We start from the raw sequence: 14,838 nt of genomic DNA on the forward strand, positions 1-14,838 counted from the left end.
ATGCAGCAGTGTTTTATCGGCATCGACGTGGGTACGCAAGGTGTGCGTGCGTCGCTGGTCACGGAAACAGGGGAAGTGCTGGGGGAAGCCTCGCGCAAGTTTACCCTTACCTCCGATTCGCGCATGGAGCAGTCGCCGGCCGACTGGTGGCACAGCACACTTGAGGTGATGGATGAACTGCATGTGGGGCGGGCACACGGTGATGCCTACCAGGTGGTTGCCGTTGGCGTAGACTCTACGTCGGGTACCGTCATTCCGCTTGACCGCGCGAACCGTCCGCTGCATTCGGCCATCATGTACAGCGATCCGCGTTCAGCGGAGGTTGGGCGCCGCGTCAAAGCCCTGGCCGAGCGCCACGTGCCCGCTGGTTATACCGGATTCAACGCATCAAGCGGGCTGTCCAAAATGGTTTGGTTTGTCGAAACGTATCCCGAAAAGGCAGCGGAAATTCATAAATGGATCCATGCATCGGACTACATCACCGGCATGCTGTGCGGTCGGTTTGACGTAACCGATTATACCAACGCGCTGAAGTCGGGCTATGATGTGGCGGCGTTCCGATGGCCCGAATACCTCACGGCCGAGCTACCGTTGCAGCGCGAGTGGCTCCAAGAAGTGGTTCCTTCCGGAACGCCCATTGGTCATTTGCACGAGGAACTGGCCGTGCGTTGGGGAATGCCCCAAGCGCAGGTGGTGGCAGGCATGACCGATGGCTGTGCGTCGCAGGTAGCATCGGGCGCAGTACGACCGGGCGAATGGAATACGACCATCGGTACCACGCTGGTCATCAAAGGAGTGACTAATGAGGCGGTGCATGATCCAGAGGGTCGATTATATAGTCACCGTCACCCCGATGGATACTGGATGCCGGGCGGCGCTAGTAATACGGGAGCCGATTGGGTGGCTACCGACTTCGGTACGGATTTGCAGCAATTGGATAAAGCAGCGGCAGGTCTCATTCCCACCGGGCTGCTCGCCTGGCCGTTGAAACAGACCGGTGAGCGGTTTCCCTTCATTGCACCGGATGCCAAAGGGTTTATGCCCGCAGGGGTGTCACTTGCACAAGGCTTTGCAGCGGGTATGGAGGGCGTGGCGTTCATCGAACGAATGGCCTATGAACTCATTACCCAGCTCTCGGGCGAGCGCATTGCCGCAGTTTACACCGCAGGTGGCGGCAGCAACAGCGACACGTGGCTTCGTATCAGGGCCAACGTACTGGGATGTCCGATATACAAATGCCGGGATGCCAATGGCGCGGTGGGCGCAGCCATCGGGGCAGCGTCCAAAACCCGGTTCAATTCCATGGCAGATGCCGCACAATCCATGACGGCTATCGAGCGGGAGGTTTTGCCGGAAGCGGCGATGGTAGACCGATATGAGTTGGCTTATGGTCGTTTTGTAGATGAAATGAAAAAGAGAAAATATTGCTGATATGTTACATGTGTATCTACTCCGCCACGGAGAAACCACGTACAACGCCGACGGTAATCGCTACTGTGGGCGTACCGATGCCAAGCTGACGGAAAATGGGCTTGCACAGGCCCAGCGTGTGGCCAATGCCCTTCAGGGCATAAAAATCGATGCAGTATATGCCTCGCCTTTGGAACGCGCCTATCGGACCGCCGAAATTGCCGTCGGTAGCCAACTGCCGGTGACCCGCGACGCCCGGCTCATTGAACTCGACTTCGGTGCCTGGGAGGGGAAAACGAGGGCCGAATTTGTTGCGGAGAGCCCCGCGCTGTGGGAAGCATGGAATGATGATCCCACTACGGCGCCTGCCGGCGGAACCGGCGATACGGCCGCACAGGTGGTGCAGCGTGTGGATGACTTTTTTGCGGAAATGCAACGCCGCCACGACGGACAAACCATTGTGGTGGTGGCCCACAACGGCGTGAACCGCCTTTACCTCGCTCACAAACTGGGTATGCCGTTGCGTAATTACCGGCGCATTGTGCAGGAAAACTCTGCCATTACTCTGATTCGCTTCGGCGGTGATGAACCGTTCGCTTTACTAAAATTAAATGATTGATGATATGAAACTACGTTATCTAGTATCCGTTGCCACCTTGTTTGTTTTCGCGGCAGGTGCATGTGTGGACGAGTCCGGTAACCTCCATCGCTTGGATTTCAAAACGCCAGCGGAACTCCACCAATTTTTCACTTATAAAGAAGGCCGCACGATCATCAGCGGTCACCGTGGCACCGTAGAGCATGGGCTGTCTGAAAACAGCATTGAGGGGATGGAGGCTGTCTTGGCCCATACCCCCGCTTTTTTCGAAATCGACCCGCGACTTACCAAAGACAGCGTGGTGGTATTAATGCATGATGCGACCCTCGACCGGACCACCAACGGAACCGGCAAGTTGGCGGATTATACATGGGCCGAGTTGCAGGAACTGCGGCTGAAAGACCGCGAAGGCAACGTAACCCCTTATGGCATACCGACCCTAGATGACGTAATAGAATGGGCCCGGGGGAAGACGGTATTGAATCTCGACCAGAAAGACCTGCCGATAGCACTGTCGGCAGAAATTATTAGGAAGCATGATGCATATTCGTTTGTGATGGTTACCGTACATTCGCCCGAGCAAGCTCGGTTCTACCTGGATCAGAACAGTAACCAGATGCTTTCTGCACACATCAAGACGCCGGAAGTTTTCGAAGCCTACCGCGCGGCACATATTCCCTTCAACCGGATGATTGCCTATATCGGTCCGGATGTGAAGCCCGAAAACCAGCAAATGTACCAATTGCTGAATGCCGAGGGGGTGATGTGCATGATTTCTGCGGCACCGACCTACGATAAATTGCCCACTAGCGAGGAACGTGCAGAGGCATACCGGGCTGTTTTCGCCGACGGAGCCTCTATCCTGGAGTCAGATTTGCCGATTGAAGCGGGCAACGCTCTGGAAAATTAAAAATTAATGAAAAACCCCCACGGAACACCGTTTCGGTTCCATGGGGGTTGCCTGGCATAGGAGATGACCTAATTGCTTAGGGCAGTTGCTTGTCTTCCACGTCCCACCAAAGTCGGGTACCGCCATTATCTGTTCCGCCCAGCAAATTCACCGCTTCATTTACACCCGCACTATTGCTGTTGTATTCCCGTTGTGGGTACGGCATCCGCCGGATTCCCGGTACGGTGGGGATAGCCCCATTACTGTAGTTGACAACCACGGGAAACAAGATCGGGTACCCTGTGCGCCGGTAGTCCGCCCATGCTTCGTCGCCATCGGGGAAAAGAGCAATCCATTTTTGTGTGATGATGCGCTCCAGTTTCTCATCATTGGAAGCGCCATCTTCCCATTTGATCGTGATGGTACTTAGGTGAGGGGAACCGACTTTAATGTCATTCTCACCTGCATTCAATGCTTTCGGGTCGATATATTCGGCGGGCACGCTCGAACCGTCGGCGATGTATGCTGCCACGCCAGGTAGGTTGTACATGGCAAACGAAGTGGTTATACCGCGCTCGTAGTTTGTTTTCGCGTCGCCGGCATTAGCCCACCCACGCAACGCAGCCTCCGCACGCAGAAACCAGCTTTCAGCCGCAACCATGAGCTGCATCCGGGTATCCTGCGGTGCCAGTTTCGAGTACCCGTCGTAACGGCTTTTTGCATCGATATTGATCCCTCCACGGATACCCTTGAGTTGTCCGCTAACCGCATTGTCTGTAGCGGGTAGGAAATGGTGCGCCAGGCGGGGGTCATCATACCCCTTCAGAATCGCTTCGAACGGAGCACCTAGCCGCGTGTCGCTCCAGGTCGATGTAATGATATTCAGCGGATGGTCTACCGACAGTGCGATAAAACAGTTGTCTGTATTATCCTCCAGGAGCCCCCCTGCACTTGGATCAAGCGCTTTTTCTCCTTCCGTTTTCGCCAATGCCGGATCGGCGTAGCTGATGCGTAACGCCAACCTCAGGCGCAGGGTATTGGCAAACTTAAGCCACCGACCATAATTGTTGGCCGAATACGCCAGATCTGCTTTCAACATGGCTGACGAAGCGTCGGTGCCCACCAGCCCTTTCAGGATGGTAGAGACCGTGTCCAGATCAGCGAAAAATTGGTTGTAAACGGCATCTAATGCGTCGTACCGAATGCTGCCGTCGCTTTCGGGTAGGTTGTAGCGGCCGTAAATAATAGGCCCTACTTTGTCTGCCGTCCGGTGCATGGCCGCGACTTTTATTAATTTGGAAAACGCAAAGATGTCTTGCAGCGACTCATTGGTGCGGGTAAGTTCGCCCACACGATAAATTGGGTTCATAGCCTTGATGTAGCGGTCGTTCCATATCGCCCGGTACCAGCCTTCAACCAAGCTATAAGTCAGGTTGTTCGCGTTCCCTACGAAAGGTGCCTCGGCACCAAAGTACCCGCCGTATACATCGCTACAAAGGTTATTTGCCAACTGGTATTCCCCAACATCCTGCGGGATGATGTCGCGCTGGGCCTGTGCTAGGAATGAAGCGATTAACGCATAGTCGCCATTTGCCTGCTCATCGGTTACACCAACGGGGTTGGTATTCAACTCCATGAAGTTGCTGGTACATGCCGTCATTCCACCGATAACGACGATTGCCATTGCGGCTTTTAAGAAAGACTTGTGCCTATTTAAAAAGAAATTCATCGGTATATTCAATTAAAATGAAACCTTCAAGTTCAAACCGTAACTGCGTGTGGTGGGTAGACCAAATATATCGTAGCCCTGCCCGCCAACGGCAGTGGTTGTGTTTAATTCTGGGTCATAAGGGGCGTCGTTCCGGAAAAAGAACAGGTTGCGCCCGGTGAGTCCGAGACTGGCAGATTGTATGCCTTGCCATTTGATGGGCAGCCGATAGAATAGCGAGACTTCGCGCAACCGGATATTGGTTGCATCGTACACTTGGCCTTCAATAATCCCGTCGCGGTTGCCGATAGCTCCGTAGTAGCTCGCTGCCGGCAGCAGCCCGCTGAACGGCGTGCCGTCTGCCAACACTGCCGGAACGTCCACCCCTCCGCGGTCGCGTGCGGCGGCACTTTCCTCACTGGCCCCGAACGAATTCAGGTAGCCTTGCGTGATGCTGATGACCTGACCTCCGAAACGGCCATCCACGCTCAAACTCAATGACCAATCGTTATAACTGAAGGTGTTGTTCCATCCGATAAGTGCTTTCGGGTTGTTATTTCCCAGGTAGCCATCTGTGGTGCCGCCTTGGGGCCGCCCATCAGCGTCAACGATCAATGTGCCGTTGGCATCCCTTAAAAATTGTTTCCCCCAGAAATCCCCGAAGGAGCCGCCTAGTCGCATGACATTGAAATTACCACCCACCGCATACGTTTCCCCTAAATTCTCGGCAAGCTCCAGGATCTTATTCCTGTTCATCGTCAGGTTCAGTCCCGTGTTCCAAGTGAAGTTTTCCGACTTTAGGATATCGGCGCCAAGAGCTACTTCCAACCCTTTGTTTTCCACGTTGCCCGCATTTAGGAATACGGTGGTATAGGTGGTGCCTACCGGACCAGCATACGAGAAGTACTGGTCGGTGGTATTGGTTTTATACAAGGCAATATCCAGATTGATGCGATCATTCCAGAATCGCCCTTCGTATCCTACTTCAAAACTACGGCTGATTTCGGGCCTGAGTGGCAAGCCCAAATAAGGCCCCGACACGTTGGCCGTCAGTGTGCCGGTGCTCAGGCTGTTGGTGGGGATGGTAGAGAATGGTGCCACGTCATTTCCCACTTCGGCATAGGTGAGCCGTACCTTGCTGTAGGTCATGAAATCTGGTAAATCAATCATGTCAGACAGGATTCCGGTAATCCCGGCCGACCAATAGAAATATCCCTTCTCCATATTGGGCGTATTCGCTAAGGTAGACGACCAATCGTTCCGAGCGGTGAGATCCACATACACCTTTTCTCGAAAACCGATATTAGCGGAACCGAAAACCGATTGTATTTGGCGGCGCGATGCACGCTCCGTCATGCTGTTCATCGGCGACTCGCGGTAGATATTGCTGAGCAGGAAAATATTGGCAATGGCTAAGCGCCGTTGGTCAAGTGCCCATCCGCTAGAGCGGCTATCGGTAATGGAACTCCCCAGCGTGAACGTAAGCCCGAAGTCTTCACTGAGTTGCCTATCACCATTCAAAAGCACATCGCCATAGAGGTCCGTGCTTTCGCTGGCCTCGCGCATGTAACGACCATTGTCGTCCAATACGCCTGCAATGGTTTCACCAGACAATACCCCTTGGGTGCCGGCAAAGACGTTCCGCTGGAACCGGTCCCAACGCTGGTTAAGCGTACCCCTCGCAGCGAGGCTCAGCCAGTCGGTAAACTTGAAGGAAAGACTTGCCTGGCCGATCACATTGTTCCGGAGTTGATCGGTGGCGTTCCGGTTGAGAATCCAGTAGGGGTTCTGCTGGTGGTGTGTACCGCTTATCCCTGCATCATAGTTGATATTCCACCAGTTTTGGAGGTATAAATTACGGGTATCGGAGAAGTATTCGAAGTTTTCTCTATAATGGTCGAAATCCTGTCCGCGTGGAAACATGTACAAACCGCTGAGCGGGCCGAAGTAGAGGCCTGAGGCCGGCCGGTTGTGTACATCCTGTTTGGAATACATCAGGCTCCCGTCAAACTTGAGCCGGTCTTCAAAGAAGTTGGTGGCATTTCTGAACGTCAGACTGTGTTGCTTGAAGGTGTTGGTAGGCAGCACGCCATTGTTCGTGGTGTTGCCGTAGGAGAAATAATTTTGCATCTTCTCCGTTCCGCCACTCAAGCTGACGGTATTCAGGTAAGTAGTGCCGGTATTGAAAAACCCGTCAACCGGGTCGGAGAATGTCCCCGGTTCACCCCAGCTTTCTTCGCTATCGGCAGTTGTTTGTCCGTAACGATATTGCAATTCCGGAAGGTAGAATGCTTGGTCGAATGTCACTCCGCTATTCAATTCAATGCGCATCCGCCCGGCGGCTCCCTTTTTGGTGGTGATCATGATGGCGCCATTTGCACCTTGGCTACCATACAATGCAGAGGCGGAAGCTCCTTTCAGCACGTTGATGCTCGCGATGTCATCGGGGTTCAACGTGCTTAAAATGTCCCCCCTGTCGGTTCCCCCACCGAAAGGGCCGGTGGGTCCGGAACCACCGGTGTTGGTAATCGGCAAGCCATCCACCACATACAGCGGTTGGTTGTTCCGGTTGGATTTGAAACCCCGTAGGATGATGTTTACCGAGCCGCCCATCCCCGATGAGCTCCGGTTGATCTGTAGCCCTGATACCTTGCCCGTAAGGGCATTAATCGGGTTTACATCCTTTACCTTGGTTAGCTCTTCGCCTTTCACAACCTGCGTGGAATACGTGAGGCTTTTGGCTTTGCGTTCAATCCCCAGGGCGGTCACCACAACCTCATCAAGTTCGTCACTACTGACGTGCAGACGAACGGTGATTTCGCCGCTTTGGCTGGCGGCAACGGGCATGCTTACGGTTTCATAACCAATGGAGGTCACCACCAACGTCACATTCGCCGCCGGTGCTTCCAGCGAAAAATGACCGTCTTCGTTGCTCATGGTGCTGGCCGATGTCCCGTCCACTCGGATGGTTGCTCCACTAACCGGTGTGTTATCGGCTGCCTTCAAAACGCGGCCGGCAAGGGTGCGCTGTTGCGCCATCAATGAGGGTACTACCCAAAGTAATTGGATTAGAATAAACAGAAATTTACGCATACTGCATCATTTTAAGTGTTAAACTGATTTATACTCAATAATTAAAAAAATACAATAATATGTTGCGTCGCGAGATGCGATGCATTTTAAAAATCGTTTAGTATCTTGGAAGAATAGCCCGTCTGGCTTATTTTACAATTGTAATTGTTGTGTGTTTGCTTTGCTTGTCAACGGTAAATATATCAATAAGATTGTTACAGTTTGCTGTTTTTTGATTTTTTTTAATCGAAGCGCAACATCCGGCATGCCCAATGAGCCAAAGAGGGGTGCCGGCATCTGTTGCATGATTCCGAAAAAGAGGTTACTTTTACGCTGCGGCCCGGGCTTTCGGGCCGGAACGATATGAACTGATGAATAAAAGGGTGCTCGTTTTTTTGGTGGTTTTGCACGCCCATGTTGCCGGGGTGCAGGCATCGCTTTGTCGTGCCGATACAACGGTCCGCACAGTTGAGGAATACAATGGTATCCGTTATACCGTACAATTGCAGAAAGACGAGATAGGTAACCCCGCCATGTATCACGCCTATGTGTTTACGCCGGTTTGCGAAGATGATCTCTGCAAACCGGTGTACATCCATTTGTATTGGGATTTGCTGGGGAATTACCTACGGTATGAGGTGCCGTTAGACCAACCGTTGACCAAGATGGACCACGTGGTGTTTACACCGGGCGACTACGATAAACTCCACAGCGTACTGCAGGATTCTGAATCACTCCTTAAAGATTATCAAATCGAGGAGTTGGTGGAGTCGACAACCAATGCCCGGCCCGGCGGAGACGTGGACGGCATAACTGGGGCAACGGCCAAATCGCTGCAAGCGGTCGTCATTCCAGGTGCACTTTACACGTGCTATACCCTCTGGCATATCGTTCACGGCCGTGTACAGGACACCATTGCATCGGTCATGGACTCGTTGGTATCGCCGGCGTTGCTGTCGTTTTTTCTCCGAAGCGGCAACTATCGGTACCAGCATTACGCATTGGATCGATTGATGGACGGCCAGGGGGACGTGGTACAGGGCTTCGAGGCCGACGTCGTGAAATTGATCGCCAGCCCCAACGTGTTCCTCGCACAACGGGTACTGAAAACCATTGCCCCCAACTACCTGCGAAGTGCCGAGCGCCAAGCCTGGCTTGGGCACCTGTTTGTCGGCGCCCACTATCGGCTTCAGCTGCAGATGCTCGATAAACTGCAGGGAATTCCACTGGAGCAAGGCCTGAAAAGCATCCTCGAAGCCCATCGGCAGGATTCTAATGAAGAGATAGCCCATAAAATTGAACAGTTACTAAACAAAAAAACATGAACAACCGGTTGAGAAAATGTATCGTTTCCCTTTTCTTTTTAATGATCCTATCCCCGTTTGGTTTTGCACAGAGCCAAGTGCTGGTAGAGGCAGAGTCGTTCGCCAAAACAGGGGGATGGGTCGTTGACCAACAATCTTTTTCCGTTATCCATTCGTCTTATTTGATGGCCCACGGCATGGGCCGCCCTGTGGCCGACGCGGTAACCCGGGTGCATTTTGCAGAAAAGGGCACGTATCACCTTTGGGTACGTACCAAAGATTGGGCACCGTTTCCGAAGGGCCCCGGAAAGTTTGAAGTGTGGGTAGATGGCACGCCCGTGGGTGGCGTATTCGGTGAAAATGGTGAGGTGGATTGGATGTGGTACAACGGCGGGACCGTAACGATAGACCGCGACAGTGTAGAGGTACGCTTGAAAGACTTAACGGGTTTCAACGGCCGTTGTGACGCGCTGCTGTTCACGAAATCGGGAGCTGAACCTCCGCAGAATGCGGTGGGCATGGCTACCCTTCGGAAAGATTTACTCCAGTTGGACGACACGCGTGCGGATGCGGGGCATTTCGACCTTGTGGTGGTAGGTGGCGGAATTGCAGGTACCTGTGCAGCCATCTCGGCGGCGCGGTTGGGGGTAAAAGTGGCCCTTATTCAGGACCGGCCGGTGTTAGGGGGTAATAACAGCTCCGAAGTGCGGGTGCACCTGATGGGCGATGTGGATAAGAACCACTATCCGAAACTGGGGCGCGTGGTAAGGGAATTAGATAATGGCGACCCAGGTAATGGTAACCCCAATGCGAAGGCCTATGGCGATAAACGGAAAATCGATATCGTCAAGTACGAGAAAAACATCACGCTCTTTCTGAATACCCACGTGTATCAGGTGGAAATGGATGGGGACTGGATTGCCGCAGTTATTGGGCGCGATATACGGACCAACCGCGAAACACGGTTTACAGGAACCTATTTTGCCGACTGCACCGGAGACGGTACGATAGGCTTCCTGGCCGGCGCCGACTATCGCATGGGTAGGGAAAGCCGCAAAGAAACGGGCGAGTCTTTTGCGCCCGAAGAATCCGATGATTTCACGCTCGGCACGTCCAACCTCTGGGCCTCGCTGCCGGTAGATTCGGTGACGACGTTTCCGGAGACGCCTTGGGCATTACCCTTCTCGGACGAATATCATATTGACGAGGTACAGTCGGACTGGCAATGGGAAACCGGCTTCGGCAACATGAACACCATTGCCGATGCAGAGAAAATTCGCGACCACAACCTCCGCGCTGTGTACGGCAACTGGTCGTACTTGAAAAACCATAAACCCGATAAATATGGAAAAAGGCAACTGGCATGGGTGGCCTACATCGGTGGTAAACGCGAATCGCGAAGGTTGATGGGCGACCATATCCTTACCCAAATGGATGTGCAGGAAGGTAAGATGTATCCCGATGCCACGGTAACCGCGACATGGACCATCGACCTGCATTTCCCGAATAAGAAAAACAGTTTGTATTTTCCGGGCGAAGAATTTTTTGCGGGCACCAAACACATCAAGGTGGCCCCCTACACCATCCCGTATCGGTGCCTATATAGCCGCAATGTGCCCAACCTATTCATGGCCGGTCGTAACATCAGCACCACACACGTAGCCTTTGGTAGCACACGGGTAATGCGTACCTGCGGCATGATGGGCGAGGTGGTCGGTATGGCGGCATCCATCGCCAACACACATGGTACCAGTCCGAGAGGGGTGTATGAAAAATACCTCGATGAATTGATCGGAATGATTGAAGAGTAATCCAATTGGTAACCGATTTAGCGATCTGACCAACGATGGAAAATGATATATGGTAAGCGCCTGCTATGATTACCTCGACGATCCGAAAAGCCGAATCCAATATGATGCCGATATTGCCGATGAGGAAGGATTGATTACAGAAGAGATTAGTAACAGTTAATACATATAAACCAACGTATAATCGATGAATAAACGAGAATTTATTAAAGTTTCCAGCGCGATGGTTACGGGGCTTTTTCTTTCTCCCCTCCTCGGGTGCAACGGCAGTAGAAAAGAGGAACGCTACATTTATAACTGGGCCGGGAATTACCAGTATAATACCAGCAACTTACTGGTGCCCGATGGTGCAGCGGATGTAAAAACGATGGTGACGCAAAACCCGAAACTGAAAGCGCTCGGCACACGGCATTGCTTTAATGGTATTGCCGACTCTAGACATGCATTGCTATCGACTGAAAATTTAAATCAAGTAAAGAAGCTCGACGCGGAAAAGATGACCGTTACCGTGGGTGCTGGTATGAAATATGGCGACCTGTCGGCACATCTTCAAAAAGAAGGGTACGCCTTACATAACTTGGCCTCTCTCCCTCATATTTCCATAGCGGGCGCTTGCGCCACGGCGACACATGGCTCGGGTACCGGGAATTTAGCCACCGCTGTGGTCGCCTTCGATATGATTACCGCTGATGGCCAGATGGTAACGATTTCCAAAGAGAAGGATTCGGAAGAATTCAATGGTATGGTGGTCGGCCTCGGTGCATTCGGTATTATCACCACCATGACGCTCCGCATCGAACCCTCTTATATGGTCCGCCAGGATGTATACCTCGACTTACCCTTCACGCAGCTTAAAGACAACTTTGAGGCCATTATGAAAAGCGGCTACAGCGTGAGCCTCTTTACCGATTGGAGTGAGGCAAAAGTAAACGAGGTCTGGATAAAAAGCCGCGTGGACAACGACCGTCCATTTGCGCTAACAGCGGATTTCTACGGTGCCGTCGCTGCCACCGAAAACGTACACCCCATCCTGGGCGTTTCGCCCGAAAATTGTACAGACCAAATGGGGGTGCCGGCACCTTGGAACGAAAGGTTGGCGCATTTCAAAATGGGCTTCACGCCGAGTAAAGGCGAAGAGGTCCAATCGGAATACTTCGTGCCTTTTGAAAGGGCCGCTGAGGCGATTGACGAGATAGCACAGCTAAGTGCCGAGATCACGCCGCTTCTTTTTATGGGAGAGATAAGGACCATTTCGGCAGATGATTATTGGATGAGCACAGCCTATCGGAGAAATAGCGTAACCTTTCATTTTACTTGGAAGCCCGAAACGGAAGCGGTACGCAAAGTACTCCCAAAGATTGAAGCGAGATTGGCGAAATTCGACTACCGGCCGCACTACGCCAAGCTATTTACCACCCCACCCGAAGAACTCAGGGCAAAATATGAAAAATACGACGCTTTCAAGAAACTAGTGCTAAAATATGATCCCCAGGGTAAATTCAAAAATGATTTCCTCGCCACATATATTTTATAACGCGGTGAAATGAGCCGAGTGCCGCCTTTAGCACATTGGCGGATTTACAAACGGCTTTTGTTATCTTTGCGGCATGGAACGGAAAACCTTTGCCGATTTCAAGTTCAATAAGCAGATTCTGAGTGCCATCGCGGAGGCAGGGTATACTGCGTCTACTCCGATTCAGGAAAAGGCCATACCGCCCATCTTGGCGGGACAAGACGTGATGGGCGTTGCCCAAACCGGGACCGGGAAAACGGCGGCTTTCGTGCTGCCGCTATTGATGAAGTTGAAATATGCGCAAGGCGACAACCCCAGAGCACTTATCCTATCGCCTACGCGCGAGCTGGCCATGCAGATTGAAGCGCATATCCAGCTTTTTGCCAAATACACCGATTTACGTACCGTGGTGCTTTACGGCGGACTCGGTCCCAAAACGCAGATTGCCGAGTTGGAAAAAGGCGTCGATATCGTAGTCGCTACCCCGGGGCGGTTTCTCGACCTGTATCTCGCGGGCCACCTCGTCACCAAATCACTCCATGTGCTCGTCATGGACGAGGCCGATAAAATGATGGACATGGGGTTCATCGGAAAGCTACACCGCATACTGGAGGTCGTACCCCGCAAGCGTCAGAATTTACTTTTTTCGGCAACGATGGGCGAGCTGGTACATAAGATAGCAGGCGATTTCCTCGAGTTTCCCACCATCGTGGAGGTCACTGAACAGGCCACGCCCGCGCAGACCGTCAGTCAAACACGCTACGATGTGCCCAACCTGAAGACGAAGATCAATTTGTTACAGCACTTGCTGAAAGACGACGAGGCGGTGCACCGCCTTATCATTTTCTGTAAAACCAAAGCGGTTGCTGATAGTGTGTTCCACTTTGTGGAGCGTAGATACGGTTCAGACAACGTACGCGTCATCCATGCAAATAAAGGGCAGAACACGCGGATAAACTCCATCAATGCGTTTAAGGAGGGCAACGTGCGTATTTTGGTGGCGACGGACGTGGCCGCCCGCGGCCTGGATGTTACCAACGTTAGCCACGTCATCAATTTTGATGTACCCATTGTAATCGAAGATTACGTGCATCGCATTGGCCGAACCGGCCGGGCCTACCAAACGGGAGATGCCATCACCTTCTGTAATCCAGCGGAAGAATACTATATCCATAAAATCGAAAAATTGATTCGCCAACAGATACCGGTGTCATCTATTCCCGACGATGTCTTTATCGAAAAGACAGGTTTCGAAGAACGACAGGCGATTGCCCGCGAGATCGATGCACAGAAGCGGAAAGAAAACCCGGACTTCCAAGGGGCTTTTCACGAGAAAAAAGCCGCCAATCGGCGCGAACGTGCTAAACAGTCCTCTAAACAGCATAAACGCAGGCGATGAAGCGACTGCGAATTACTCCGCTGAACATCGCATCTGCATTGGTATTGGCTGGATTATTATGGCAAGTGATGAACGATGCTGTGGGCATCGGAACAATTGGCTGGTTTTTTTTACTTTTGCTGGTCATGGTCGTTGCGGATCAGTTTTTCAGATTGATGCTGCGCAACCTCAAACGGATATGGATTGCGGAGGGAGCCTTTCTGGTGTTCGTGGCGTTGGGCCTATGGGTATTGAAGTTATGGTAACAAGTAAGTCCGTGAAAATCGGTTTGATGCTTACCATTCATATTCAAATGATAATAAAATGAAGCAAGCAGAAATAAAACTAACAATAGCACTGGACGAAAATAATGTGCCGGATACCATCACGTGGGAATCATCGGATGGCGAGAACAAGGAAGCCCTGCCAGCAAAGGCATTGTTTCTGGCGTTGTGGGATCACCATTATAAAAACTCGATGCGTATCGACCTGTGGACGAAAGATATGCCGATTGACGAAATGAAGCGGTTTTTTTATGAAACGCTGCAAACCTTGGGCGACACCTTTATCCGTGCGGCAGGGGATGATCCCATCGCTAAGGCGGTAATTGGGGACCTGCGGGATTACTGCGATCATTTTGCAGAGAAAATGGAAGTCCCCCAAAAGCAGGGTTAAGGGGCGAGTGGCAAAAAATGACAAACACAAACAGCGGCAAAGCAATGAACTACTTTCTAGTTAAATCGGAGCCATTTAAATACAGTTGGCAGCAATTCCTCGCTGATAAGCAGACGTTTTGGGACGGCGTGCGCAATTACCAGGCACGGAATAATTTACAGGCCATGAAGAAGGGCGATCTCGTGCTGTTTTACCACAGTAACGAGGGGAAAGAAGTGGTAGGGATAGCGAAAGTGGTGACCGAGGCCTATCAGGATCCCACAACCACGGATGAACGGTGGGTAGTAGTGGATTTAGCTCCCGTGGAGACGTTAAAAAAACCGGTGACCCTCGAAATCATCAAAGCGGACCGGCAGCTACAGGATGTTGCATTGGTGCGCCAGGGCCGACTATCGGTTATGCCACTCAAGCGCGAGGAGTTTGATCGCATCGTTGCGCTGGGTACCGGAAATTTTGTAGATTAGTGCCCTTGTAAAATTTAAC

General features: G+C 52.1%; 12 protein-coding genes. 10 read left to right on the plus strand and 2 right to left on the minus strand.

The features are described 5' to 3' along the window. From U9S71_RS02140 to U9S71_RS02150, 3 genes are read left to right on the plus strand one after another with little or no spacing between them, the layout of a single operon-like run. Nucleotides 1-1,431, plus strand: coding sequence for an FGGY-family carbohydrate kinase (locus tag U9S71_RS02140; RefSeq protein ID WP_326324886.1), 1,431 nt, complete (start codon nucleotides 1-3; stop codon nucleotides 1,429-1,431). 1 nt (nucleotide 1,432) lies between these two features. Then, nucleotides 1,433-2,029, plus strand: a complete 597-nt coding sequence (locus U9S71_RS02145) for a histidine phosphatase family protein (RefSeq protein WP_326324887.1) — start codon at nucleotides 1,433-1,435, stop codon at nucleotides 2,027-2,029. A gap of 4 nt (nucleotides 2,030-2,033) precedes the next feature. Then, nucleotides 2,034-2,918, plus strand: a complete 885-nt coding sequence (locus tag U9S71_RS02150) for a glycerophosphodiester phosphodiesterase family protein (RefSeq protein ID WP_326324888.1) — start codon at nucleotides 2,034-2,036, stop codon at nucleotides 2,916-2,918. 76 nt (nucleotides 2,919-2,994) lie between these two features. On the opposite strand, the gene U9S71_RS02155 is transcribed toward U9S71_RS02150, so the two are convergent. Both U9S71_RS02155 and U9S71_RS02160 read right to left on the minus strand, forming a co-directional pair. Next, entirely contained in the window at nucleotides 2,995-4,581 is a 1,587-nt protein-coding gene (locus tag U9S71_RS02155) for a SusD/RagB family nutrient-binding outer membrane lipoprotein (RefSeq protein ID WP_326324889.1), read from the minus strand. A 57-nt stretch (nucleotides 4,582-4,638) separates the two neighbouring features. After that, on the minus strand, nucleotides 4,639-7,698 hold the full coding sequence (locus tag U9S71_RS02160; RefSeq protein ID WP_326324891.1) for a SusC/RagA family TonB-linked outer membrane protein: 3,060 nt from the start codon (nucleotides 7,696-7,698) through the stop codon (nucleotides 4,639-4,641). Between the two features lie 350 nt (nucleotides 7,699-8,048). Between U9S71_RS02160 and U9S71_RS02165 the strand changes: the two genes are divergently transcribed. From U9S71_RS02165 to U9S71_RS02195, 7 genes are all read left to right on the plus strand, one after another. Further along, entirely contained in the window at nucleotides 8,049-9,002 is a 954-nt protein-coding gene (locus tag U9S71_RS02165; protein ID WP_326324892.1) for a hypothetical protein, read from the plus strand. Continuing rightward, nucleotides 8,999-10,792 carry an FAD-dependent oxidoreductase gene (locus U9S71_RS02170; RefSeq protein ID WP_326324893.1) on the plus strand — a complete coding sequence of 598 codons (1,794 nt, stop codon included), beginning with the start codon at nucleotides 8,999-9,001 and terminating at the stop codon, nucleotides 10,790-10,792. The genes U9S71_RS02165 and U9S71_RS02170 overlap by 4 nt, the downstream gene beginning before the upstream one ends. Before the next feature lie 184 nt (nucleotides 10,793-10,976). Next, on the plus strand, nucleotides 10,977-12,323 hold the full coding sequence (locus U9S71_RS02175; protein ID WP_326324894.1) for an FAD-binding protein: 1,347 nt from the start codon (nucleotides 10,977-10,979) through the stop codon (nucleotides 12,321-12,323). Between the two features lie 73 nt (nucleotides 12,324-12,396). Beyond that, on the plus strand, nucleotides 12,397-13,701 hold the full coding sequence (locus U9S71_RS02180) for a DEAD/DEAH box helicase (RefSeq protein WP_326324895.1): 1,305 nt from the start codon (nucleotides 12,397-12,399) through the stop codon (nucleotides 13,699-13,701). Next, nucleotides 13,698-13,946 (plus strand): hypothetical protein, encoded by a 249-nt coding sequence (locus tag U9S71_RS02185; protein WP_326324896.1) that lies wholly within the window; start codon nucleotides 13,698-13,700, stop codon nucleotides 13,944-13,946. Before U9S71_RS02180 ends, U9S71_RS02185 begins: the two co-directional genes overlap by 4 nt. 58 nt (nucleotides 13,947-14,004) lie before the next feature. After that, entirely contained in the window at nucleotides 14,005-14,355 is a 351-nt protein-coding gene (gene gldC, locus U9S71_RS02190; protein ID WP_326324897.1) for a gliding motility protein GldC, read from the plus strand. A 44-nt stretch (nucleotides 14,356-14,399) separates the two neighbouring features. Beyond that, nucleotides 14,400-14,819, plus strand: a complete 420-nt coding sequence (locus U9S71_RS02195; RefSeq protein ID WP_326324899.1) for an EVE domain-containing protein — start codon at nucleotides 14,400-14,402, stop codon at nucleotides 14,817-14,819. The last annotated feature ends 19 nt before the right edge of the window (nucleotides 14,820-14,838 follow it).

It is taken from the genome of Parapedobacter flavus (genome assembly GCF_035818675.1).
Taxonomy (GTDB): domain Bacteria; phylum Bacteroidota; class Bacteroidia; order Sphingobacteriales; family Sphingobacteriaceae; genus Parapedobacter; species Parapedobacter flavus.

What these genes read in the sequence shown, in the direction of transcription:
- U9S71_RS02185 (WP_326324896.1), top strand. Translation starts at nt 13,698, where the DNA reads ATGAAGCGACTGCGAATTACTCCGCTGAACATCGCATCTGCATTGGTA.
- U9S71_RS02170 (WP_326324893.1), top strand. Translation starts at nt 8,999, where the DNA reads ATGAACAACCGGTTGAGAAAATGTATCGTTTCCCTTTTCTTTTTAATG.
- U9S71_RS02155 (WP_326324889.1), bottom strand. Translation starts at nt 4,581, where the DNA reads ATGGCAATCGTCGTTATCGGTGGAATGACGGCATGTACCAGCAACTTC.
- U9S71_RS02150 (WP_326324888.1), top strand. Translation starts at nt 2,034, where the DNA reads ATGAAACTACGTTATCTAGTATCCGTTGCCACCTTGTTTGTTTTCGCG.
- U9S71_RS02165 (WP_326324892.1), top strand. Translation starts at nt 8,049, where the DNA reads ATGAATAAAAGGGTGCTCGTTTTTTTGGTGGTTTTGCACGCCCATGTT.
- U9S71_RS02145 (WP_326324887.1), top strand. Translation starts at nt 1,433, where the DNA reads ATGTTACATGTGTATCTACTCCGCCACGGAGAAACCACGTACAACGCC.
- U9S71_RS02140 (WP_326324886.1), top strand. Translation starts at nt 1, where the DNA reads ATGCAGCAGTGTTTTATCGGCATCGACGTGGGTACGCAAGGTGTGCGT.
- U9S71_RS02175 (WP_326324894.1), top strand. Translation starts at nt 10,977, where the DNA reads ATGAATAAACGAGAATTTATTAAAGTTTCCAGCGCGATGGTTACGGGG.
- U9S71_RS02180 (WP_326324895.1), top strand. Translation starts at nt 12,397, where the DNA reads ATGGAACGGAAAACCTTTGCCGATTTCAAGTTCAATAAGCAGATTCTG.
- U9S71_RS02195 (WP_326324899.1), top strand. Translation starts at nt 14,400, where the DNA reads ATGAACTACTTTCTAGTTAAATCGGAGCCATTTAAATACAGTTGGCAG.
- gldC (WP_326324897.1), top strand. Translation starts at nt 14,005, where the DNA reads ATGAAGCAAGCAGAAATAAAACTAACAATAGCACTGGACGAAAATAAT.
- U9S71_RS02160 (WP_326324891.1), bottom strand. Translation starts at nt 7,698, where the DNA reads ATGCGTAAATTTCTGTTTATTCTAATCCAATTACTTTGGGTAGTACCC.